Raw genomic sequence first — 21411 nt, 5'->3', positions numbered from 1 at the left:
CCGCACACCAAGTTCGAGTGCGAAGTGTACGTGCTGTCGAAGGAAGAGGGTGGTCGTCACACGCCGTTCTTCAACGGCTATCGTCCGCAGTTCTACTTCCGTACCACGGACGTGACCGGTGCCTGCGACCTGCCCGAAGGGGTCGAGATGGTGATGCCGGGCGATAACGTGCAGATGACCGTGTCGCTGATCGCACCGATTGCGATGGAAGAGGGGCTGCGTTTCGCAGTTCGCGAAGGTGGCCGCACCGTGGGTGCCGGCGTTGTTGCGAAGATCCTCGAGTAACACTGCAGATACGAGAGAAATAATACGAGATACGAGGGAGTGTGGGTACGACGAGCCCGGCCTTTCGTATCTCTTATCTCGCATCTCATACCTAAGGTAAAATTATGGCGACCACCAGTCAAAAGATCCGCATCCGCCTGAAGGCATTCGATCATCGCCTGATCGATCAGTCTGCGCGGGAGATCGTCGAGACAGCGAAACGGACCGGAGCCCAGGTCAAGGGCCCGATCCCGCTGCCAACGAAGAAAGAGCGTTTTACGGTACTCACCTCTCCGCACGTCAACAAGGATGCGCGGGACCAGTATGAGCTACGGACGCACAAGCGCCTGATGGATATTGTTGACCCGACCGACAAAACGGTCGACGCGTTGATGAAACTCGATCTGGCTGCCGGTGTGGATGTTCAGATTAAACTGCAGTAAGCGGTTTTTGGATTGAAGTCAGAGCCGCGCCTTCGGGAAGCGGTGAATCGATACAGTGCCGGCCAATCGTAGTCGGTGCGGTGTAGAGGGCAAGAACAATGACAATCGGAGTAGTAGGCCGGAAATGCGGTATGACTCGCATCTTCACGGATGACGGCATCTCCATTCCCGTCACGGTTATTGAAGTCGAGCCGAACAGAATCAGCCAGCTGAAGAGCCTCGATACCGATGGGTATTCGGCGATCCAGGTGGCAGTGGGCACCCCCAAACCGAGCCGGGTCACCAAGCCGCGGGCTGGACACTTTGCGAAGTCCGGTGTCGCTGCGGGCTCGAAGCTCGCCGAGTTTCGCCTGAAAGAGGGCGAAGGCGAAGGTCTTGAGCCGGGTTCGGAAATCAAGGTCGATATCTTTGAAGCCGGACAGACCGTCGATGTGTCCGGTCGCACCATCGGTAAGGGTTTTGCAGGCGTCGTGAAGCGGCATCATTACCGCACTCAGGACGCCACCCACGGTAATTCGCTCTCGCATCGGGCTCCTGGCTCGATCGGTCAGGGCCAGACCCCCGGTCGCGTGTTCAAAGGCAAGAAAATGGCCGGCCATATGGGCGACGCCAAGCGGACCGTCCAGAACCTCGAGGTTGTCCGTGTTGATGTCGAACGGAACCTGCTGCTGATCAAAGGCGCAGTACCGGGAGCCAAAGGCGGCAATGTGGTCGTGACCCCCGCGGTCAAGAGCAAGGCCTGAGGAGCGATACCATGGAAATGAATCTCACGACGGCAACAGGCCGTGCGTCCAAGAATACGGTCGAGTTGTCTGAAGCCAACTTCGGGCGTGACTTTAACGAAGCTCTGGTTCATCAGGTCGTCACTGCCTATATGGCCGGTGGCCGTGCCGGGACCAAGGCCCAGAAGAATCGTGCCGCCGTCAGCGGCGGGGGCAGCAAGCCCTGGCGCCAGAAGGGCACCGGGCGCGCACGCGCCGGCACGATTCGCAGTCCCATTTGGGTCGGGGGCGGCAGGACTTTCGCGGCACAGCCGCGGGATTACTCCCAGAAGGTCAACAAAAAGATGTATCGGGGCGCGCTGCGCTCGATCCTCTCCGAGCTGGTACGGCAGGAACGGCTGGTGGTAGTGGACAAGTTCGTGATGGAAGCCCCGAAAACCAGGGAACTGAACGAAAAGCTCAAGAATCTTGGGCTTGGTAATGTCCTTATTGTCGCCGATGAAGTGGACGACAATCTGTTCCTTTCGGCCCGCAACCTTAAAAGCGTTGACGTGGCCACCGCCGGCCGAGTCGACCCGGTCAGCCTGGTCGGTTTCGAAAAGGTGCTCATAACCGTCCCGGCCGTCAAAAAGCTGGAGGAGATGCTGGCATGAACCAGGAACGTCTGATGAATGTGCTGCTCGCGCCGGTCGTTTCGGAAAAGAGCACGTTGGTTGCGGAAAGCGACAGCCAGTATGTGTTCAAGGTAGTCCCCGATGCCACCAAGCCCGAGATTAAAGGCGCTGTCGAGTCGCTGTTCAATGTTCAGGTTGAGCAGGTTCGCGTGGCCAATATGAAGGGCAAGCAGAAGCGGTTCGGTGCGCGTCAAGGCCGCCGTAGCGGCTGGAAGAAAGCCTATGTCACCTTGGAGTCCGGTCAGGAGATCGACTTCATGGGTGGTGCTGAATAAAAGGAAGCTCGAAGATGCCTGTAGTCAAGCTGAAACCGACGTCTCCAGGGCGGCGCTTTGCGGTGAAGGTGGTTCACGACCATCTGCACAAGGGCGAGCCCTATGCACCGCTCGTGGAGAAGAAGAGTAAAACCGGCGGGCGGAACAATGCCGGCCGAATTACGACGCGGCACCGTGGGGGCGGCCACAAGCAGAAGTACCGCGTGATCGACTTCAAACGGAACAAGGACAGTGTGCCGGCGGTGGTGGAGCGGATCGAATACGACCCGAATCGTACTGCGCACATTGCACTGTTGAAATACACCGATGGCGAGCGCCGTTATGTGATCGCACCGAAAGGCTTGCGTGCCGGTGATCCGGTGGTGTCCGGAAGCGGTTCACCGATCAAGCCGGGCAACTGCCTCCGGCTGCGGGAAATCCCTCTCGGTACCACGGTGCACTGCATCGAGATGAAGCCGGGCAAGGGTGCACAGCTGGCCCGCAGTGCCGGTACTTCGGCGCAGTTGGTGGCCCGCGAGGGTAAGCTGGCCACGCTGCGGCTGCGCTCTGGCGAAATGCGCAAGGTGCAGTCCGATTGTCGGGCAACGGTAGGCGAGGTTTCCAACTCGGAACACAGCCTGCGGAAACTCGGCAAGGCCGGCGCAAAACGCTGGAGGGGCGAGCGTCCCACGGTTCGCGGTGCGGCGATGAATCCCGTCGACCACCCGCACGGTGGTGGTGAAGGCCGCAGCTCCGGAGGCCGTCATCCGGTAACTCCGTGGGGTGTGCCCACCAAGGGGTATAAGACTCGTACGAACAAGCGGACTGACGACATGATCGTCCGTCGACGCAAGCAGAAGTAGAGGGCAGACTAATGCCGCGCTCAGTAAAGAAAGGTCCTTTCGTCGATAATCATTTGGCGAACAAGGTAGCAGCAGCCGCCGAAAGCGGTAACAAACGGCCGATCAAAACCTGGTCGCGCCGTTCCATGGTCCTTCCGGACATGGTGGGGCTCACGATCGCCGTGCACAACGGCCGCCAGCATGTGCCGATTCTGATCAACGAAAACATGGTCGGACACAAGCTGGGAGAGTTTGCGCCCACCCGTACCTACAAAGGCCATGCGGCCGACAAGAAGTCGAAACGATAAGGGGGTCGCCATGGAAACAGCAGCCAGGTTGAAATACGCGCGGATTTCTCCGCAGAAGGTCCGTTTGGTGGCCGATCAGGTTCGCGGCATGTCCGTGGAGAAGGCGCTCGAATTGCTGACCTTCAGCCCGAAAAAGGCCTCCGGAATCGTGAAGAAAGTGCTCGAGTCGGCCGTTGCTAATGCGGAGCACAACGAGGGTGCGGATATCGATGAGCTCAAGGTCTCCCGGATCTACATCGATCAGGGACCGGTGCTGAAGCGTCTGCGCGCTCGCGCCAAGGGCCGCGCTAACCGCATTCTCAAGCGCACCAGTCACGTCACCGTGATGGTCGCGGACAAGTAAAGAGAGGCAGTAATGGGACATAAAGTACATCCGACAGGAATTCGTCTCGGTATTACCAAAGACTGGACCTCCAAGTGGTATGCCGACAAAGGGAATTTCAAGGACATCCTGCACACTGATCTGACCGTCCGCGACTATCTGCAGAAGCGGTTGGCGCGGGCTTCGGTGAGCCGGATTCAGATCGAACGTCCAGCCCGTAACGCGCGGATCACGATTCATAGTGGTCGTCCGGGCCTGGTGATCGGCAAGAAGGGCGAGGATATCGAGAAGCTGCGCCGTGATGTGGCAGCCATGATGGGGATTCCGGTCCACATCAATATCGAAGAGATCCGCAAGCCGGAACTTGACGCCACGCTGGTGGCGCAGGGCATCGCTCAGCAGCTGGAACGTCGCATCATGTTCCGTCGCGCCATGAAGCGTGCCGTGACCAACACCATGCGGCTCGGCGCTCAGGGCGTAAAGGTCAATGTGGGCGGCCGTTTGAATGGCGCTGAAATCGCGCGTTCGGAATGGTATCGCGAAGGTCGCGTGCCGCTGCACACCCTGCGTGCCGATATCGATTACGGCTTCGCCGAGGCGAAAACCACCTACGGCATCATTGGTGTGAAGGTGTGGATCTTCAAGGGCGAGGTCATCGGCGGCGAAATGCCGGCTGAGGGCGAAAAGGCCGCGGCGAAGAAATAATTTTTTTGGGGTAACGGACAATGCTTCAGCCTAAACGAACCAAGTTCCGCAAGCAGCACAAGGGGCGCAACCGCGGCCTGGCGACGAGCGGCAACAAGGTCAGCTTCGGCGAATATGGTCTCAAGGCCGCCGGCCGTGGCCGTATCAATGCGCGCCAGATTGAGGCCGCACGCCGTGCGATGACCCGCTATATCAAACGTGGCGGCAAGATCTGGATTCGGATCTTTCCGGACAAGCCCATCACCCAGAAACCCCTGGAAGTACGGCAGGGTAAGGGTAAGGGCAACGTCGAATACTGGGTGGCACAAATTCAGCCCGGTCGCATGCTTTACGAAATGCAGGGGGTTTCGGAAGAGATCGCCCGCGAGGCATTTCGTCTGGCCGCGGCGAAACTGCCTGTCAAAACCACCTTCGTAACGCGTACGGTGCTGTGATGAAAGCGAGTGATTTAAAAGAGAAAAGCGTGGACGAGCTTAATGGTGAACTGCTCGGGCTGTTGCGCGAACAGTTTAATCTGCGCATGCAGAAGGGCACCGGCCAGTTGTCGCAGCCGCATCGCATGAAGGCCGTGGGGCGTGATATCGCGCGTGTAAAGACGGTTCTGACAGAAAAGAAGGCTGAAAAATGAGTGAACAGGGCAAAACCGTCCGTACCCTGCAGGGCCGGGTGGTCAGCAACAAGATGGACAAGACCATCACTGTGCTGATCGAGCGCCAGGTCCGCCACCCGCTGTACGGCAAATATATCAAGCGTTCCACCAAACTCCATGCACACGATGAGAACAACGCGTGCAATGAAGGAGATACGGTCACCATCTCTGAATGCCGGCCGATAGCCAAGCGAAAGAATTGGCAGCTGGTGGAAGTTATCGAACGCGCCAAGTAGGAACCGACTAACAAGCCACCGGGACGTCGTGGCAAAGGGGCCCAAGTCATTTAACACTTGGGCTTTGCCTCTTTTAGTGCTATATTTCGCGCCCTTGATCCGGGGCGGCCGGGACGTCCGGTTAAAATAGGTGTGGAGAGACTGCAATGATTCAAATGCAGACCAGGCTGGATGTTGCCGATAACAGCGGCGCGCGGGTTGTGCAGTGCATTAAGGTACTGGGTGGTTCGCACAGACGCTATGCAGGTGTCGGCGACATCATCAAGGTAAGCGTGAAAGAGGCGATTCCCCGGGGCAAGGTTAAGAAGGGGGACGTTTACAGCGCAGTGGTGGTACGTACGCGCAAGGGTGTGCGTCGTGCGGACGGCTCGGTAATCCGGTTCGATGGGAACGCAGCAGTGCTGTTGAATCCCAAACTCGAGCCGATCGGAACCCGTATTTTTGGGCCGGTTACCCGTGAGCTGCGTACCGAACGGTTTATGAAGATCATCTCCCTGGCTCCAGAAGTGCTGTAGGGAGGGGAGAGCATCATGCGCAAGATTAAGAAAGGTGATGAAGTCGTCGTTAACGCCGGCAAGGACAAAGGCAAGCGCGGTACCGTGCTGCGGGTCCTGGCGAACGACAAGGTCGTGGTGGAAGGTGTCAATACGGTGAAGAAACACCAGAAGGGCAATCCGATGTCGGGACAGCCGGGTGGCATCATTGAGAAAGAGATGCCGCTTCACGTATCCAACGTTGCGATCTTCAATGCCGAGAGTGGTAAAGCGGATCGGGTCGGTTTCCGTGTCCTTGACGACGGCCGCAAAGTCCGCTTCTTCAAATCGAACAACGAAGTGATTGACGCGTAACGGCGGGTGCTGAGATGGCAAGACTGAAAGATTTTTATCAGGAGACGGTTCAGAAGCAGCTGATGGAAGAGCTTAACATCAGCAATCCGATGTCCGTGCCGCGTATCGAGAAGATTACGGTGAACATGGGTGTTGGCGAGGCTGCTGCTGACAAGAAGGTGCTTGACCACGCGGTCAAGGATCTCACAGGCATCGTTGGTCAGCGTCCGATCGTGACGAAAGCGCGCAAGTCGGTGGCCGGGTTCAAGATTCGCGAAGGCTGGCCGATCGGTTGCAAGGTGACACTGCGTCGGGAGCGGATGTACGAGTTTTTCGACCGACTGGTGAACATCGCGATCCCGCGTATCCGTGATTTCCGGGGCCTCAGCCCGAAGTCGTTTGACGGGCGCGGCAACTACAGCATGGGCGTTCGCGAGCAGATCATCTTTCCCGAGATCGACTACGACAAGATCGATACACTGCGGGGTATGGATATCACCATCACCACGTCGGCGGAAAACGATGAACACGGCCGCGCATTGCTCAAGGCCTTCAATTTCCCGCTGAAGGGTTGAGGTAAAGGATATGGCTAAAGTTTCGATGGTTCAGCGCGAAAAGAAGCGCGAGCGGCTGGTCAAGAAGTACCAGGCTAAACGTGATGAACTTCGCAAGAAGCTGAAGGATCCCGAACTGACCTATGAAGAGCGTCAGGATCTGGAGCTGAAGATGCAGAAGTTGCCACGGGACTCGAGCCCGACCCGGCAACGCAATCGTTGTGCGCTGACCGGTCGGCCGCATGGCTATTACCGCAAGTTCGGCCTCGGCCGGAACAAGCTGCGGGAAGCCACCATGCGGGGCGATGTTCCGGGTCTGCGTAAGGCCAGTTGGTAAAACAAGGTAGAGAGCCGGGAATAGAGCTACGGGTGTTCGTATCTCGAATCTCGAATCTCGTATTTGATTTGGAGCAAACCGTATGAGCATGACTGATCCCATCGCGGATATGCTGACCCGCATTCGCAATGGCCTGCATGCGGGCAAGGTGGAAGTCTCGATGCCTTCCTCCAAGCTCAAGCAGGCTGTTGGGAACGTCCTGAAGGACGAAGGCTATGTCAGTGATCTGTCCGTGCAGGATATCGATGGTAAACCGGTGCTGAGCGTTGTCCTTCGCTACTATCAAGGCAAGCCTGTCATCGAAAATATCCAGCGCGTAAGCCGCCCGGGCCTGCGTATTTATAAGGGCAAGGACGAGCTGCCGAAGGTAATGGGCGGTCTCGGAATTGCGATTGTTTCCACGTCCGCCGGCGTTATGACCGACCGTGCCGCGCGAGCGGCAGGGCACGGTGGCGAAGTGCTGTGCGAAGTGTCCTAGGGGTGGTGCGGTATGGCTAGAGTTTTAAAACCGATTGCGATCCTGTCCGGCGTCACCATCACGGTCGAGGACCAGCAGGTCTCGGTGAAAGGTTCCAAAGGCAGTATGGAACACCAGGTGCATCCGGACGTGGAGATCCATCAGGAAGACGGGCAGATGCGGTTTGCGCCGCGCAAGAACGACCGTAACGCGATGGCGCTGGTCGGCACGACGCGAGCATTGGTCAACACCATGATGACCGGTGTCAGTAGCGGCTTCGAGAAGAAGCTCGAGCTGGTCGGCGTGGGTTATCGCGCTCAGGCGCAGGGCAAGGTTCTGAATCTGACCCTCGGCTTCTCCCATCCAATTGCCTACGAGGTGCCGGAAGGCATCACGGTCGAGGCGCCCTCCCAGACCGAAGTCGTGGTCAAAGGGGTAGACAAGCAGCAGGTAGGACAGGTTGCCGCGGAGATCCGGGCATTCCGTCCGCCTGAGCCTTACAAGGGCAAGGGCGTCAAGTACGCGGACGAGCGCATCGTCCGTAAAGAGGCGAAGAAGAAGTAAGGGTTTCGGTGATGAATACGAAAAAAACGACTCGTCTGCGCCGCGCAACGCGTGCTCGGGCGAAGATTCGGGAACTTGGAGTGCCGCGGCTGTGCGTGTTTCGCACCCCCCGGCATATTTATGCCCAGGTGATTGCACCGAATGGTTCGGAAGTGGTTGCGGCTGCTTCAACTGTTCAGAAAGAGGTAAACGGCGACCTGAAGACCACTGGCAATATCGATGCCGCCAGTGCCGTCGGAAAGGCAATTGCCGACAAAGCCAAGGCAGCGGGTGTCACGAAAGTGGCTTTCGATCGCTCCGGGTTCAAGTATCACGGTCGGGTCAAGGCACTTGCCGATGCGGCCCGCGAGAACGGTCTGGAATTCTAAAGGTTAGACAATGGCGGGATTCGATGCATCCAGTAGCGACGGCCTGATTGAGAAATTGATCGGGGTAAACCGTGTCGCGAAAGTGGTCAAGGGCGGTCGCCAATTTGGCTTCTCCGCACTCAGCGTAGTCGGTGATGGCAACGGCAAGGTCGGCTTTGGTACCGGTAAAGCCCGCGAAGTTCCTGTCGCCATTCAGAAGGCGATGGAAGCTGCCCGCAAGAACATGCGGGAAGTGGGGATTACCGATAACGGAACGCTGCAGTATCCGACAACGTCGCGCCACGGTGCGGCAAAAGTCTTCATGAAACCGGCCTCCGATGGTACCGGTATCATCGCTGGCGGTGCCATGCGTGCGGTGTTTGAGGTTGCCGGAGTGCACAACGTGCTCGCAAAGTGCATCGGCAGCAACAACCCCATCAATGTCGTGCGGGCCACCCTTCGGGGCCTGACGGAAATGGCTTCACCTGAGCAGGTGGCGGCCAAGCGCGGCAAGAGCGTGAAAGAGATTCTGGAATAGAGCCATGGCCGAGAACAAAAAGGTAAGGTTAACTCTGGTGCGCAGTAAGCACGGGCGACTGCCGACGCACACGGCGTGTGTCGCTGGCCTGGGCCTGCGCCGCATGCACCAAACGGTTGAGGTCATTGATACGCCTGAGAATCGGGGCATGATCAACAAGGTCTCCTACTTGCTTAAAGTGGAAGAGGTTTGACATGAGACTGAATGAACTCAAGCCCGCAGAAGGGGCGAAGAAGACGGCCAAACGGGTCGGTCGTGGTATCGGCTCCGGTCTCGGAAAAACAGGCGGTCGTGGCCACAAGGGGCAGAAGTCCCGCTCCGGCGGCTTTCATAAGGTGGGCTTTGAAGGCGGTCAGATGCCGCTGCAGCGCCGGTTGCCGAAAGTAGGCTTCAGCTCTCGGATTGGCCGTACCACCGCGGAGGTTCGCCTCCACGAGCTGGCGAAGGTAGAGGGCGGTGTTGTGGACCTGGCGGGTTTGAAGGCAGCGAACATCGTATCTGCCGATACCACGCGGGCGAAGATCATCGCTTCCGGTGAAATCAGTACCGCGGTAACGATTAAGGGTCTGGGCGTCACCAAGGGTGCCCGAGCTGCAATCGAAGCCGCCGGCGGGAAAGTCGAGGGTTAAGTGGGCGCTTCGCGGTCATCGGTTGCCAATGCATTGGCCGGCGGCAAGCTGACCGAACTCAAGCAGCGTCTGCTGTTTGTGTTGGGGGCGCTGCTGGTGTTTCGTATTGGCGCGCACATCCCGGTTCCGGGCATCGATCCAGTTGCGCTGGCAAAGCTGTTTGAACAGCAGCGCGGCACGATCCTGGACATGTTCAACATGTTCTCCGGCGGGGCCCTGAGTCGATTTTCGGTGTTTGCACTGGGCATCATGCCGTATATCTCGGCATCGATTATCACCCAGTTGCTGACCAAGGTTTCGCCGAAGCTCGAGCAGCTCAACAAGGAAGGGGCCCAGGGTCGCCGCAAGATCAGTCAGTATACCCGTTATGGGACGCTGGTTCTGGCGACATTCCAATCCATCGGTGTTGCAGTGATGCTCGAGGGCCAGATGGCTCCGGGCAATATCCCCGTTGTCATCGAGCCCGGTCTGGCTTTCCGGATGATTACGGTGTTGACCCTGGTAACCGGCGTCATGTTTCTCATGTGGCTGGGTGAACAGGTCACTGAGAGAGGCATCGGTAACGGCATCTCTTTGATTATCTTCGCGGGCATCGTCGCCGGTTTGCCATCGGCAATCGGTGGCACGCTTGAGCTGGCTCGTACCGGTGAGTTGAGTTCCGCACTGGTTCTGATTCTGTTCGCTCTGGCGATCGCAGTCACGGGCTTTGTGGTTTTCGTGGAACGGGGGCAACGCCGTATCACGGTCAACTACGCGAAGCGTCAGCAGGGGCGGCGGATGTATGCCGCACAAAGCAGCCATTTGCCCTTGAAGGTGAACATGGCCGGTGTCATTCCGCCCATTTTTGCCTCGAGCATCATTCTCTTTCCCGCGACGCTGGCCGGCTGGTTCGGCACGGGTGAGGGAATGGGTTGGCTGCAGAACCTGTCGACAACGCTTTCGCCGGGACAGCCGCTGTACGTGTTGATGTATGCAGCAGCGATCATCTTCTTCTGCTTTTTCTATACGGCGTTGATGTTCAACCCGAAGGATACGGCGGAAAACCTGAAGAAATCGGGTGCCTTTATCCCCGGAATTCGGCCAGGGGAGCAGACCGCACGATACATTGACGGAATTCTCGGTAAGCTGACGTTCGCAGGTGCGCTTTATATCACTGCGGTCTGCCTGCTGCCCGAGTTCCTGATTCTGCAGTGGAATGTGCCCTTCTATTTTGGCGGGACCTCTTTGTTGATCATCGTCGTCGTGGTGATGGACTTTACGTCCCAGATGCAGAGTCATCTGGTGTCACATCAGTACGAAGGTCTGATGAAGAAGGCCAACCTAAAGGGCCACCGTCGCCCCGGGATCTAGAAGTCTGAACCACAGAGGGCACAGAGGACAGAAAAGAAAAGCGTAATAGCGCGGAAAAGATGCGAATCTTTCCAGGGCGTGTAGCCCGACCGTAGGAGCTTTTCTTTTTTCCGATTATCTGTGCCCTCTGTGTTCTCTGTGGTTAAGCAGTTAAGTTATTGAGGGTAAGACGATGAAGGTTCGTGCATCTGTCAAAAAGATCTGCCGCAATTGCAAAATTGTGCGTCGCAACGGCGTTGTGCGCGTGATCTGTTCGACCGACGCCCGGCACAAGCAGCGCCAGGGCTAAAGTGATCAAGCCCCGCAGTTGGGGCTTGATTGAACATACATTTATCGGTACTATGTCGCGTTTCACGACGCACGTAGCGTCTAGTCTGTGATATTCGAGGGAGTGGCTCCATGGCCCGTATTGCTGGCATCAATATCCCGGTCAACAAGCACGCGGTCATCGCGCTGACGTCGATTTTCGGCATTGGCCGGACCCGGGCAGAAAAGATTTGCGAAGCGACCGGCGTCAAGCCGAGCGTTAAAGTGAAGGACCTGTCGGAAGCCGAAGTCGAGGCGCTGCGCGCCGAGGTCGGCAAGTACGACGTAGAAGGCGATCTTCGCCGCGAAGTGTCCATGAACATCAAGCGCTTGATGGACCTGGGTTGTTACCGTGGCATTCGTCATCGCCGCGGACTTCCGCTCAGAGGACAGCGCACCCGTACTAACGCCCGGACGCGGAAGGGCCCGCGCCGGCCGATCAAACGATAAGCCTGTTGAACGGCTGAAACACGGTCATTTGGGAAACGGTTATGGCAAAAGCGAGTACTCGCACCCGCAAGAAGGTAAAGAAGAATATCGCGGACGGCATTGCGCACGTCCACGCGTCCTTCAATAACACCATCATCAGCATCAGCGATCGCCAGGGCAACACCCTGTGCTGGGCGACGTCAGGGGGCTCCGGCTTCCGCGGCTCTCGCAAGAGTACGCCCTTTGCGGCTCAGGTCGCAGCTGAACGTGCTGGAACGCAGGCCCAGGAATATGGCATGAAGAACATGGAGGTGTGGGTGAAAGGTCCCGGGCCGGGTCGCGAGTCTGCAGTGCGCGCGCTGAATAACCTCGGTTTCCGGATCACCAACATCACTGACGTGACTCCGATTCCCCATAACGGGTGTCGTCCGCCTAAAAAGCGTCGCGTCTAAGCCAGGAGATAGGTAGTGGCTAGGTACATTGGTTCCAAATGTCGTCAGTGCCGTCGGGAAGGCGAAAAGCTCTTCCTGAAAGGCGAGAAATGTTTTTCCAGCAAGTGCCCGGTCGAGAATCGTCCGTTTCCGCCGGGGCAGCATGGTCAGCGCCGGACCCGGTTGTCCGACTATGCGCGCCAGCTGCGTGCAAAACAGAAACTGCGCCGGATTTACGGCGTGCTGGAGAACCAGTTCCGACTCTATTACAAGCAGGCGGACAGCAAGAAAGGCTCTACCGGCGAAAACCTGCTCCAGCTGCTTGAAGGGCGTCTGGACAACGTTGTTTACCGGATGGGCTTTGGTGTTTCCCGTACGGAGGCACGACAGCTCGTGCGTCACAACGGTGTGCAGGTGAATGGCCGCAAGCTGAACATTCCCGCCTACACTGTAAAGCCGGGAGATGTGATTTCGGTCTCCGACAAAGCCAAGCAGCAGCTTCGCGTGAAGTCAGCGATGGATCTGGCGCAGCAGCGCGGTGTTCCCGAGTGGCTTGAAGTCGATGCCACCAAGCTTGAGGGCACCTACAAGGCAGACCCGGAGCGGAGCGAACTGCCGGCCGATATTCAGGAACAGCTGGTCGTCGAACTCTACTCGAAGTAAACGGCTGAAGTACCCGGTGCGTCCGCATTCGGGTGCACACAGGATAGACAGCGATTTTAGAGAGGACTGTTCATGCAGGGCTCAGCTAGCGAACTGCTCAAACCGCGCCTCGTTGGTGTGCAGAAGGTCAGCGGTACCGCCGCTAAGGTGACACTGGAGCCGCTGGAACGCGGGTTCGGTCACACCCTCGGTAACGCACTGCGCCGCATTCTGTTATCGTCGATGACCGGAAGCGCCATTGTCGAAGCGGAAATTGAAGGTGTGCTCCACGAGTACACCTCGATCGAAGGCGTGCAGGAAGACGTCATCGAGATCCTGCTGAACCTGAAGGGTGTCGCACTTCAGCTCAGTCATCGAACAGAAGCGACCTTGACGCTCACCAAGAAGGGGCTGGGTCCGGTTACGGCCGGTGACATCGACTTGCCCCATGATGTTGAGCTGATCAATCCGGAGCATGTGATTGCCCACCTGACCAAGTCGGGCGAGCTGAACATGACTCTGAAGGTGGCGACGGGTCGCGGCTACGAGCCGGCCAACGTACGTGCCGAAGCCGACGAAGGAAGCCGTCCCATCGGTCGTCTGCTGATCGATGCGAGTTTCAGCCCGATTACTCGGGTGGCCTATGTCGTGGAGAGTGCGCGCGTCGAGCAGCGTACTGACCTGGACAAACTGGTGATCGAGCTGGAGACCAACGGCACGATTGAGCCGGAAGAAGCGATTCGCCGTGCTGCGACGATCATGCAGGACCAGCTCGCCGCATTCGTGGAATTGGAAGGTAAGGAGCAGGCAGAGGCCGAAGAGGCCCAGCCGGAGATCGATCCGATCCTGCTGCGCCCGGTCGACGATCTCGAACTGACGGTGCGTTCGGCGAATTGTCTGAAGGCGGAAAATATCTATTATATCGGTGATCTGATTCAGCGGACCGAGGTCGAGCTTCTCAAGACGCCGAATCTCGGAAAGAAGTCGCTCACCGAAATCAAGGATGTGCTGGCAACTCGTGGGCTTTCGCTGGGGATGCGCCTGGAAAACTGGCCGCCGGCAAGCCTCAAGAACAAAGACGATAAGGCAAGCGCATAACTGCCTTTAATAAACCTTGATCGAAGCCGCTATCGGACAGCATTTTAATCGCGGCGCAGGTCATCGTGGACATAAACGAATTCAAGTAGGGTAAACCCATGCGTCATCGAAATTCCGGTCGCCAACTCAACCGCAATAGCTCACATCGGAAGGCGATGTTCCGTAATATGGCGGTGTCTCTTTTTGAGCATGAGCTGATCAAAACCACACTGCCGAAGGCGAAAGAGCTGCGCCGGGTGGCTGAGCCGTTGATTACCGTGGCCAAAAAAGACAGTATCGCCAATCGTCGGCTGGCGTTCGCTCGTCTGCGTGATAAAGACGCGGTCGCCAAGCTGTTTGGTGAGCTCGGTCCACGCTACGAGAGTCGTCCGGGTGGTTATCTGCGGATCCTGAAATGTGGATTACGTGCAGGCGACTCGGCACCGATGGCGTACGTCGAGCTGGTCGATCGGCCGATCACGGAAGAAGCGGAAGAAGTAACGGAAACCGCCGCCGCCGAATAAGCGGTCGGGCTGTTTCGGATCAAAAAAGCCGGGCTTGCCCGGCTTTTTTGCGTTTCGCCGTTGGGAAAATACCTTACCGGGCCCATGGAGCTCCGATGACGGTCTGAAGACCGACCTACATGGAGAATCACGATATTCTGACTGATGTAGGTCGGGCTTTAGCCCGTCGACTCCCATGACGGCCTAAAGGCCGACCTACGGGGGATCAATGGGGGCCGGGTGTTTTCTCCGGTCGATTGCACCACCATCCATGAAAAGGAGTGCAATCAAGCGGGAGGTCACCAATGATTCTGATGTTCACGGATTTCGGTTGGAAGGGGCCATACCTGGGGCAATTGGAGAGCGTGCTACGCAGCGAGGCGCCGGGCGTTCCGGTGGTAAATCTGATGTCCGATGCGCCTGCCTTCAATCCGAGGGCGGCCGCTTATCTCCTTAATGCGCTAACGATGGACCTGCCGCCCCGTGCTGTAGTCGTTGGTGTGGTCGACCCGGGCGTGGGGAGCGTCGACAGGGAACCGGTAGCACTGGCAGCGGACGGCCGCTGGTTCGTGGGGCCCGGCAACGGCTTGTTCAATGCCATAGCGGCAGGAGCCAAAGCCGCACAGTGGCACAGGATCCAATGGCAGCCTCCACGTTTGTCTGCCAGTTTTCATGGCCGTGACCTCTTTGCACCCGTCGCTGCCCGGCTGGCGTCGGGCCACCCTGTAGAACTGGAAGCGTTCGACGGGCCGGACCTTGCGGGTTGGGATGATGACCTGGAGGAGGTCGTCTATATCGATGGCTTCGGCAATGCGATGACCGGGATTCGGGCGGATGGGCTGGATCGGGGAAGCCACCTGAAGGCCGGCCCGCACACGCTCCGCTGGGCCCGAACCTTCAGCGACCGACCGGAAGGTGCTGCTTTCTGGTACGGCAACTCCCTGGGGTTGGTCGAGATTGCCGCCAACAAGGCCAATGCTGCCGAGCAGTTATCCCTGGATATTGGAACAAAAATAGAGACCCTCGGCCCGGGGAAAAGGTGAAATTTCGAGGGGAGTGTGGGGTAACGTTTTCGGTTTTACGTGGTTCTGTTTTACAGCAACTGCCGCTATTGGATTCGCGCCGGGGGCGGCCCTCCTACCGGCGGGGCGGAGAGATCTTACTGGTAGGAGGCGCGCCCCCGCGGCGATTTCCGTCCCGGGCGCCCCTGCCCGAGAACAACCCGCCATCGGTCAACGAAGGCAATGGCCCCGTAGGAGCGGTGGAAGCCGCGAAAGCACCCCAGCGCTCAAGAGATTGCAAAAACCCTACGGGTACCGCCGTGTTCGCACAGGGTCTGCGATCCTGCAGAAGCCCCAAAGCCCGCTTCGCCCGCCCGCGAAACCTAACCCGCCAGCGCCTTTTTGCCCCGACTCAGCATCGGCTTCAGATAATGCCCGGTATAGGAATCGGGATGCTCCGCCACGTCCTCCGGGGTGCCGGATGCCAGCAGCGTGCCCCCCTGATCGCCTCCTTCGGGGCCGAGGTCGATAATCCAGTCCGCGGTCTTGATGACGTCCAGGTTGTGCTCGATGACCAGGACGGTATTGCCGTGGTCACGCAGGCGGTGGAGCACGGCCAGAAGCTGCTCGATGTCATGGAAGTGCAGGCCGGTGGTCGGCTCGTCGAGGATGTAGAGCGTACGTCCGGTATCCCGCTTGGACAGTTCCCGCGCCAGTTTCACGCGCTGCGCTTCGCCGCCGGACAGCGTGGTGGCGCTCTGGCCCAGGCGAACGTAGGAGAGGCCCACGTCCATCAGGGTCTGTAGCTTGCGTGCCACCACCGGTACCGGGTCGAAATACCCGCGGGCCTCCTCCACGGTCATCTCCAGCACTTCGAAGATGTTCTTGCCCTTGTACTTTACCTCCAGCGTCTCCCGGTTGTAGCGCTTGCCCTTGCAGACGTCGCAGGCAACGTGGATATCCGGCAGGAAGTGCATCTCCACCTTGATCATTCCGTCGCCCTGGCACGCCTCGCAGCGGCCGCCCTTCACGTTGAAGCTGAAGCGGCCGGGCATGTAGCCACGGGCCCGTGCCTCCGGCGTGCCGGCGAACAACTCCCGGATGGGGGTAAACAGACCGGTATAGGTTGCCGGATTGGAGCGCGGCGTGCGGCCGATGGGGCTTTGGTCGATATCCACGACCTTGTCGAAGTGCTCGAGGCCGACGATCTCGGCCACCGGCGCCGGGTCCTCGCCGGTGCCGTTCACCGAGAGGGCAGCGTGTCGATAGAGGGTGTCGTTGATCAGCGTCGATTTGCCCGAGCCCGAAACGCCGGTGATGCAGGTCATCAGGCCGACGGGAACGTCCACGCTCAACCCCTTCAGGTTGTTGCCGCTGGCACCGCGGATCTTCAGCTGCCGTTCGGCATCCGGCGCCGTGCGTTCGGCCGGCACGGCGATCTGGCGCTTGCCCGACAGGTATTGCCCGGTCAGCGAGTCCTTACTCCGCATGATCTGGCCGGGTGTGCCCTGGGCGACGATCCGGCCCCCATGGGCCCCGGCGCCGGGACCGATGTCCAGCACGTGGTCGGCACTGCGGATGGCGTCCTCATCGTGCTCGACCACGATGACGGTGTTCCCTAGGTCGCGCAGGCGAAACAGGGTATTCAGCAGTCGGTCGTTGTCCCGCTGGTGCAGCCCGATGGAAGGCTCGTCGAGGATATACATCACGCCCACCAGCCCGGCGCCGATCTGGCTCGCCAGCCGAATGCGCTGCGCCTCGCCACCGGAGAGGGTGTCGGCACTGCGGTCCAGGGCCAGATAATTGAGGCCCACATTGACCAGAAACTGCAGGCGTTCCTCGATCTCCTTGACGATCTTCTCGGCAATCTCGCCACGCCAGCCGGGCAGGGTCAGGTGCTCGAAGAATTCCGTCGCCCGGCCCACCGGCATGGAGGTGATTTCCGGAAGGGTGCGTCCGGCGACGAAGACGCTGCGGGCGGAGCGGTTCAGGCGGGTTCCGCCGCAGTCGGGGCACGACTGCGTGCTGAGAAACTTGGCCAGCTCTTCGCGCACCATGTTGGAATCGGTCTCGCGATAGCGCCGCTCCATGTTGGGAATGATGCCCTCGAACGGGTGTTTGCGCCGGCGCCCACCGGGATAGATGAATTCAATCGGTTTGTCGCTGCCGTAGAGCAGGGCGTCACGGACTTTCTTATCGAGCTGCTCAAAGGGCGTCTCGATGGCGAAGCCGTAGTGTTCCGCCAGACACTTCAGCATCTGGAAGTAATGGGCATTGCGCCGGTCCCAGCCGCGAACCGCACCGCCCGCCAGACTGAGTTCGGGATGCAGCACCACTCGGGAGGGATCAAAATAGGGCTTGACCCCCAGGCCGTCACAGGTGGGACACGCGCCGGCCGGGTTATTGAACGAAAACAGCCGCGGCTCCAGCTCCGACAGTGAGTACCCGCATACCGGGCAGGCAAAGCGCGCCGAGAACACGATGTCCTTTTCCTCCCCGTCCATGAAGGCCACGGAAGCGATGCCGTCCGCCAGATTGAGCGCCGTCTCGAAAGAGTCGGCCAGGCGCTGTTTGATGTCCGGGCGCACCTTGAAACGGTCCACCACCACCTCGATGGTGTGCTTCTTGCGAAGCTCCAGCGTGGGCGGCTGGTCCAGTTCGATGACCTTGCCGTTGACGCGGGCGCGCACGAAGCCCTGGGCGCGCAGTTCGTCAAAAATCTGCACGTGTTCACCCTTGCGGTCCTGGATCACCGGGGCGAGCAGCATCAGTTTGGTGCCCTCCGGCAGCTCCGCCACCTGATCCACCATCTGACTGACCGTCTGGGCCTCAAGGATAATGTCGTGCTCCGGGCAGCGCGGCTCGCCGGCACGGGCAAAAAGCAGGCGCAGATAGTCGTAAATCTCGGTGACCGTGCCCACCGTGGAGCGCGGATTGTGGGAAGTCGACTTCTGCTCGATGGAAATCGCCGGCGAGAGCCCCTCGATATGGTCGATATCCGGCTTTTCCATCACCGACAGGAACTGGCGGGCATAGGCCGACAGCGACTCCACATAACGTCGCTGCCCCTCGGCATAGATGGTGTCGAATGCCAGGGAAGACTTCCCGGAGCCCGAAAGCCCGGTGAAGACAATCAACTTGTCGCGGGGCAACTCCAGATCAATGTTCTGAAGATTGTGGGTCCGCGCACCTCGGATCCGAATGGTATCCATGTAAGTCCTGTGTGAGAAAATTAGGTTCGCTCCGGGACACCCTGTCCCCGCGGCATACCGTCCATCCCTGGACGTCGCCGCTCCCGGACGTCCTGTCCCCGCGGCATACCGTCCATCCATGGACGTTCGCCGCTCCTGGACGTCCTGTCCCCGCGGCATACCGTCCATCCCTGGACGTTCGCCGCTCCTGGACATCCTGTCCCCGCGGCATACCGTCCATCCCTGGACGTTCGCCGCTCCTGGACATCCTGTCCCCGCGGCATACCGTCCATCCCTGGACGTAACCGGTTAATATACGCCTTTGGCCTGTCGCGAGGCAAAAAGGACACCACCGGCTCCGGGGACACAGCGGCGCACTCCTTTGGACCGTACTCCGCTCCATACATTCCCAACCGTAATGACGGCTAAAGCCCGACCTACAGCCTCGGACCATCGGATCCCAGTAGGTTGGCCTTCAGGCCGACAACAGCCGTCGGATCTCCTCACCGCCGGGCCGGCTTTCAAACCCATAACTCACTTCCTTGCTGGGGAAAACGAACCTGCTAAGATAGCGCGCTGGATTGTCCTTCGGGGTCGTCCCCGGTGCGCAAACGTCTCAATAAATCGAAGAATTTGATACCCGCCTAATGTCACCCGAACAGATGACCCCTCGGGAACGCCGTGCCGCCATCTCCCTGGCCGGCATCTTCGCCACCCGTATGCTCGGGCTGTTTCTCATCCTGCCGGTATTCGCGCTCTATGCCGAGGACCTGGAAGGGGTGACGCCGACGCTGGTGGGGGTGGCCATCGGTATTTACGGCCTCACACAGGCCCTCTTCCAGATCCCTTTCGGCATGCTCTCGGACCGAATCGGACGCAAGCCGGTGATCGTGGCGGGTCTGCTGCTGTTTGCCATCGGCAGCGCGATAGCAGCCACGGCCGATACCATTAACGGCGTCATCATCGGCCGCACTCTGCAGGGTTCGGGAGCGGTGGCCGCCGCAATCATGGCGCTGGCCGCCGATCTCACCCGCGAGGAGCACCGGCCCAAGGCCATGGCCGTTATCGGCATGACCATCGGTGTCTCTTTTCTGATCGCAATGGTGGCCGGGCCGGTCCTGGACGGCTGGGTAGGCGTCCCCGGTATTTTCTGGCTGACGGCTGTGCTGGCTCTGGCCGGCATCGCAATCCTTCTGATCGCGGTTCCGACCCCCGCCGATAGTCGCGTGCACCGCGATGCCGAAGCGGTGTCCCAACAGTTTCGCCAGGTGCTGGCCGACACCCAGCTGCTGCGCCTAGACTTCGGCATTCTGGTCCTGCATCTGGTCCTCACCGCCGGCTTCGTCGTACTCCCCCTTGCCCTGCGGGATGCAGGTTTGGTGAGCAGTGATCACTGGCAGCTCTATCTACCAGTGATGGTATTTGCCATGGCCGGAGCGATCCCCTTCATCGTCCTGGCGGAGAAAAAGCGCCTCATGAAACCGATCGTCATAGGCGGCATTGCGCTCCTGGGGCTCAGCGAGATCGGTTTTGTCTTTCTGCACGACAGTTTCTGGCCCCTGGCCGTGTTAATGGGGCTGTTCTTCATCGCCTTCAATCTGATGGAGGCGCTGATGCCTTCGCTGATTGCCAAAACAGCCCCCGTGCAGAGCAAAGGGACCGCCATGGGCGTCTACTCCAGCTCGCAGTTCTTCGGAGCGTTTATCGGCGGGGCAGCCGGTGGCAGCCTCTACGGGCAGTTTGGTCCGGCCGGGGTTTTCCTGTTCTGCGCAATCCTGCTGGCGGCGTGGTGGCTGCTGGCCATAACCATGAAACAGCCCCGCTACCTGGCCTCGGCCATGGTCAACGTCGGACCGCTGGATTCCGCCCGCGCCGCCGAGCTGGAGGGTGAGATCTGCCGTATCGATGGCGTCGAAGAGGCCTATGTCGGGGTCGACGACGGGATCGCCTATCTCCGGATCGATAACGACAAAATCGACCGTGCCGAGCTGGACCGGTTTTCTATATGAATCCGGGAGGCCCCAAACTCCACGCGGCTTTGAATCTCTGGCACAATATCCGACTTGCTAGGGAGTGGCTGGTCATTCGAAAGTCAGCAACATTTCCCCGGAAGAACGGCCAGGCCTGCACGTGCGTGCCCGCCGTGGCCGGCGTTTGCGGCAGCACGAACCATAACGGAGTAAAATATGGCACGAGGAATCAACAAGGTCATTTTGGTCGGTAATCTGGGCCGCGATCCGGATGTCCGTTACACGTCAAACGGCAGTGCTGTGGCCAACATTGCTATTGCGACTTCCGAGCAGTGGAAGGACAAACAGACCGGTCAGCAGCAGGAAAAGACGGAATGGCACCGGGTCGTCATGTTCGGCCGCCTGGGCGAGATCGCCGGCGAATACCTGCGGAAGGGCCAGCAGGTGTATATCGAAGGCCGCCTGCAGACCCGGAAATGGCAGGGACAGGATGGTCAGGATCGCTACACCACCGAAATCGTCGCCAATGAAATGCAGATGCTGGGTGGTCCTCGCGGCGGCGGTGGGGGCGGTGCCGACTATAATCCGAATGCCGGCCAGGGGGAGCAAGGCGGATTCCAGGGCGGAGCACCCTCCGGCGGCCAGGCAGGCGGTGGTCAGGCATCCCGCGGCGGTGCGGCCCCTGCACCTTCCGGCGGTGGCAATTTCGACGATTTCGACGACGATATTCCGTTTTAGAGCGGAATCGGGATACGCCCCACGCCCCGGAGGCAGGAGGGCTGCCCCCGGTGCGACAGATTCAACAAATCGCCGCGAGGGCGCGCCTCCTACCGGGAATG

33 protein-coding genes are annotated in these 21411 nt (G+C 59.3%); 32 read left to right on the top strand and 1 reads right to left on the bottom strand.

All coding sequences use genetic code 11. The features are described from left to right. The 30 genes from BLP65_RS16200 to BLP65_RS16055 all read left to right on the top strand — a co-directional run. Nucleotides 1–285 (top strand): EF-Tu C-terminal domain-related protein (locus BLP65_RS16200; protein WP_449649470.1); only part of this gene is annotated, 285 nt, incomplete at its 5' end. Between the two features lie 104 nt (nucleotides 286–389). After that, nucleotides 390–707, top strand: coding sequence for a 30S ribosomal protein S10 (gene rpsJ / locus BLP65_RS16195; RefSeq protein WP_092999313.1), 318 nt, complete (start codon nucleotides 390–392; stop codon nucleotides 705–707). Between the two features lie 98 nt (nucleotides 708–805). Further along, nucleotides 806–1450: a 50S ribosomal protein L3 gene (gene rplC, locus BLP65_RS16190; protein ID WP_092999311.1), complete on the top strand. Its 645-nt coding sequence runs from the start codon at nucleotides 806–808 to the stop codon at nucleotides 1448–1450. Between the two features lie 11 nt (nucleotides 1451–1461). Continuing rightward, nucleotides 1462–2082 carry a 50S ribosomal protein L4 gene (rplD, locus tag BLP65_RS16185; RefSeq protein ID WP_217632033.1) on the top strand — a complete coding sequence of 207 codons (621 nt, stop codon included), beginning with the start codon at nucleotides 1462–1464 and terminating at the stop codon, nucleotides 2080–2082. Beyond that, nucleotides 2079–2378, top strand: coding sequence for a 50S ribosomal protein L23 (rplW, locus tag BLP65_RS16180; protein ID WP_092999309.1), 300 nt, complete (start codon nucleotides 2079–2081; stop codon nucleotides 2376–2378). Before rplD ends, rplW begins: the two co-directional genes overlap by 4 nt. Nucleotides 2379–2392: 14 nt before the next feature. Beyond that, entirely contained in the window at nucleotides 2393–3220 is an 828-nt protein-coding gene (gene rplB, locus BLP65_RS16175; protein ID WP_092999307.1) for a 50S ribosomal protein L2, read from the top strand. An 11-nt stretch (nucleotides 3221–3231) separates the two neighbouring features. Next, nucleotides 3232–3507: a 30S ribosomal protein S19 gene (gene rpsS, locus BLP65_RS16170; protein ID WP_092999305.1), complete on the top strand. Its 276-nt coding sequence runs from the start codon at nucleotides 3232–3234 to the stop codon at nucleotides 3505–3507. A 10-nt stretch (nucleotides 3508–3517) separates the two neighbouring features. Continuing rightward, the gene (gene rplV / locus BLP65_RS16165) at nucleotides 3518–3850 is read left to right on the top strand and encodes a 50S ribosomal protein L22 (protein WP_092999303.1); all 333 of its coding nucleotides are present in this window, start codon (nucleotides 3518–3520) and stop codon (nucleotides 3848–3850) included. Between the two features lie 12 nt (nucleotides 3851–3862). Then, entirely contained in the window at nucleotides 3863–4534 is a 672-nt protein-coding gene (gene rpsC / locus BLP65_RS16160) for a 30S ribosomal protein S3 (protein ID WP_092999301.1), read from the top strand. Nucleotides 4535–4554: 20 nt separating this feature from the next. After that, on the top strand, nucleotides 4555–4968 hold the full coding sequence (gene rplP, locus BLP65_RS16155; protein WP_092999299.1) for a 50S ribosomal protein L16: 414 nt from the start codon (nucleotides 4555–4557) through the stop codon (nucleotides 4966–4968). Beyond that, nucleotides 4968–5162 (top strand): 50S ribosomal protein L29, encoded by a 195-nt coding sequence (rpmC, locus tag BLP65_RS16150; protein ID WP_092999297.1) that lies wholly within the window; start codon nucleotides 4968–4970, stop codon nucleotides 5160–5162. Before rplP ends, rpmC begins: the two co-directional genes overlap by 1 nt. After that, nucleotides 5159–5419 (top strand): 30S ribosomal protein S17, encoded by a 261-nt coding sequence (gene rpsQ / locus BLP65_RS16145; protein WP_092999295.1) that lies wholly within the window; start codon nucleotides 5159–5161, stop codon nucleotides 5417–5419. The genes rpmC and rpsQ overlap by 4 nt, the downstream gene beginning before the upstream one ends. A gap of 146 nt (nucleotides 5420–5565) precedes the next feature. Further along, nucleotides 5566–5934 carry a 50S ribosomal protein L14 gene (rplN, locus tag BLP65_RS16140; protein WP_092999293.1) on the top strand — a complete coding sequence of 123 codons (369 nt, stop codon included), beginning with the start codon at nucleotides 5566–5568 and terminating at the stop codon, nucleotides 5932–5934. 15 nt (nucleotides 5935–5949) lie between these two features. After that, a complete protein-coding gene (gene rplX / locus BLP65_RS16135; protein WP_092999291.1) occupies nucleotides 5950–6267 on the top strand; it encodes a 50S ribosomal protein L24 in 318 nt (105 codons plus the stop codon). A gap of 14 nt (nucleotides 6268–6281) precedes the next feature. Next, complete coding sequence (gene rplE / locus BLP65_RS16130) at nucleotides 6282–6821, top strand: 50S ribosomal protein L5 (RefSeq protein ID WP_092999289.1); 540 nt, start codon at nucleotides 6282–6284, stop codon at nucleotides 6819–6821. Between the two features lie 10 nt (nucleotides 6822–6831). Continuing rightward, nucleotides 6832–7137 (top strand): 30S ribosomal protein S14, encoded by a 306-nt coding sequence (gene rpsN, locus BLP65_RS16125; protein ID WP_092999287.1) that lies wholly within the window; start codon nucleotides 6832–6834, stop codon nucleotides 7135–7137. Between the two features lie 82 nt (nucleotides 7138–7219). Beyond that, nucleotides 7220–7615 carry a 30S ribosomal protein S8 gene (gene rpsH / locus BLP65_RS16120; RefSeq protein WP_092999285.1) on the top strand — a complete coding sequence of 132 codons (396 nt, stop codon included), beginning with the start codon at nucleotides 7220–7222 and terminating at the stop codon, nucleotides 7613–7615. A 12-nt stretch (nucleotides 7616–7627) separates the two neighbouring features. Then, nucleotides 7628–8158 (top strand): 50S ribosomal protein L6, encoded by a 531-nt coding sequence (gene rplF, locus BLP65_RS16115; protein WP_092999283.1) that lies wholly within the window; start codon nucleotides 7628–7630, stop codon nucleotides 8156–8158. An 11-nt stretch (nucleotides 8159–8169) separates the two neighbouring features. Beyond that, on the top strand, nucleotides 8170–8526 hold the full coding sequence (gene rplR, locus BLP65_RS16110) for a 50S ribosomal protein L18 (protein WP_092999282.1): 357 nt from the start codon (nucleotides 8170–8172) through the stop codon (nucleotides 8524–8526). Between the two features lie 10 nt (nucleotides 8527–8536). Beyond that, on the top strand, nucleotides 8537–9043 hold the full coding sequence (gene rpsE, locus BLP65_RS16105; protein ID WP_092999280.1) for a 30S ribosomal protein S5: 507 nt from the start codon (nucleotides 8537–8539) through the stop codon (nucleotides 9041–9043). Between the two features lie 4 nt (nucleotides 9044–9047). Beyond that, a complete protein-coding gene (gene rpmD, locus BLP65_RS16100; protein WP_092999278.1) occupies nucleotides 9048–9236 on the top strand; it encodes a 50S ribosomal protein L30 in 189 nt (62 codons plus the stop codon). A 1-nt stretch (nucleotide 9237) separates the two neighbouring features. After that, a complete protein-coding gene (gene rplO, locus BLP65_RS16095; RefSeq protein WP_092999276.1) occupies nucleotides 9238–9672 on the top strand; it encodes a 50S ribosomal protein L15 in 435 nt (144 codons plus the stop codon). Beyond that, nucleotides 9673–11022 (top strand): preprotein translocase subunit SecY, encoded by a 1350-nt coding sequence (gene secY / locus BLP65_RS16090; protein WP_092999274.1) that lies wholly within the window; start codon nucleotides 9673–9675, stop codon nucleotides 11020–11022. It begins immediately after the preceding gene. A gap of 172 nt (nucleotides 11023–11194) precedes the next feature. Beyond that, on the top strand, nucleotides 11195–11311 hold the full coding sequence (gene rpmJ / locus BLP65_RS16085; protein ID WP_092999272.1) for a 50S ribosomal protein L36: 117 nt from the start codon (nucleotides 11195–11197) through the stop codon (nucleotides 11309–11311). A gap of 110 nt (nucleotides 11312–11421) precedes the next feature. Next, complete coding sequence (gene rpsM / locus BLP65_RS16080; RefSeq protein WP_092999270.1) at nucleotides 11422–11778, top strand: 30S ribosomal protein S13; 357 nt, start codon at nucleotides 11422–11424, stop codon at nucleotides 11776–11778. Between the two features lie 41 nt (nucleotides 11779–11819). Next, complete coding sequence (gene rpsK / locus BLP65_RS16075) at nucleotides 11820–12209, top strand: 30S ribosomal protein S11 (protein WP_092999268.1); 390 nt, start codon at nucleotides 11820–11822, stop codon at nucleotides 12207–12209. Nucleotides 12210–12224: 15 nt separating this feature from the next. After that, the gene (gene rpsD, locus BLP65_RS16070) at nucleotides 12225–12851 is read left to right on the top strand and encodes a 30S ribosomal protein S4 (protein ID WP_092999266.1); all 627 of its coding nucleotides are present in this window, start codon (nucleotides 12225–12227) and stop codon (nucleotides 12849–12851) included. 72 nt (nucleotides 12852–12923) lie between these two features. Further along, nucleotides 12924–13928: a DNA-directed RNA polymerase subunit alpha gene (locus tag BLP65_RS16065; protein WP_092999264.1), complete on the top strand. Its 1005-nt coding sequence runs from the start codon at nucleotides 12924–12926 to the stop codon at nucleotides 13926–13928. Nucleotides 13929–14026: 98 nt separating this feature from the next. Next, entirely contained in the window at nucleotides 14027–14431 is a 405-nt protein-coding gene (rplQ, locus tag BLP65_RS16060; RefSeq protein WP_092999262.1) for a 50S ribosomal protein L17, read from the top strand. 284 nt (nucleotides 14432–14715) lie between these two features. Beyond that, nucleotides 14716–15453 carry an SAM hydrolase/SAM-dependent halogenase family protein gene (locus BLP65_RS16055; RefSeq protein ID WP_092999260.1) on the top strand — a complete coding sequence of 246 codons (738 nt, stop codon included), beginning with the start codon at nucleotides 14716–14718 and terminating at the stop codon, nucleotides 15451–15453. 341 nt (nucleotides 15454–15794) lie between these two features. On the opposite strand, the gene uvrA is transcribed toward BLP65_RS16055, so the two are convergent. Continuing rightward, on the bottom strand, nucleotides 15795–18623 hold the full coding sequence (gene uvrA, locus BLP65_RS16050) for an excinuclease ABC subunit UvrA (RefSeq protein WP_092999258.1): 2829 nt from the start codon (nucleotides 18621–18623) through the stop codon (nucleotides 15795–15797). A gap of 626 nt (nucleotides 18624–19249) precedes the next feature. Between uvrA and BLP65_RS16045 the strand changes: the two genes are divergently transcribed. Beyond that, the gene (locus BLP65_RS16045) at nucleotides 19250–20611 is read left to right on the top strand and encodes an MFS transporter (RefSeq protein ID WP_245688390.1); all 1362 of its coding nucleotides are present in this window, start codon (nucleotides 19250–19252) and stop codon (nucleotides 20609–20611) included. A 177-nt stretch (nucleotides 20612–20788) separates the two neighbouring features. Next, on the top strand, nucleotides 20789–21310 hold the full coding sequence (ssb, locus tag BLP65_RS16040; protein WP_092999256.1) for a single-stranded DNA-binding protein: 522 nt from the start codon (nucleotides 20789–20791) through the stop codon (nucleotides 21308–21310). Nucleotides 21311–21411 lie beyond the last annotated feature (101 nt).

The organism is Thiohalomonas denitrificans (assembly GCF_900102855.1).
GTDB classification, from domain to species: Bacteria; Pseudomonadota; Gammaproteobacteria; order Thiohalomonadales; family Thiohalomonadaceae; genus Thiohalomonas; species Thiohalomonas denitrificans.
This window is presented reverse-complemented; position numbering and strand designations above follow the sequence as displayed.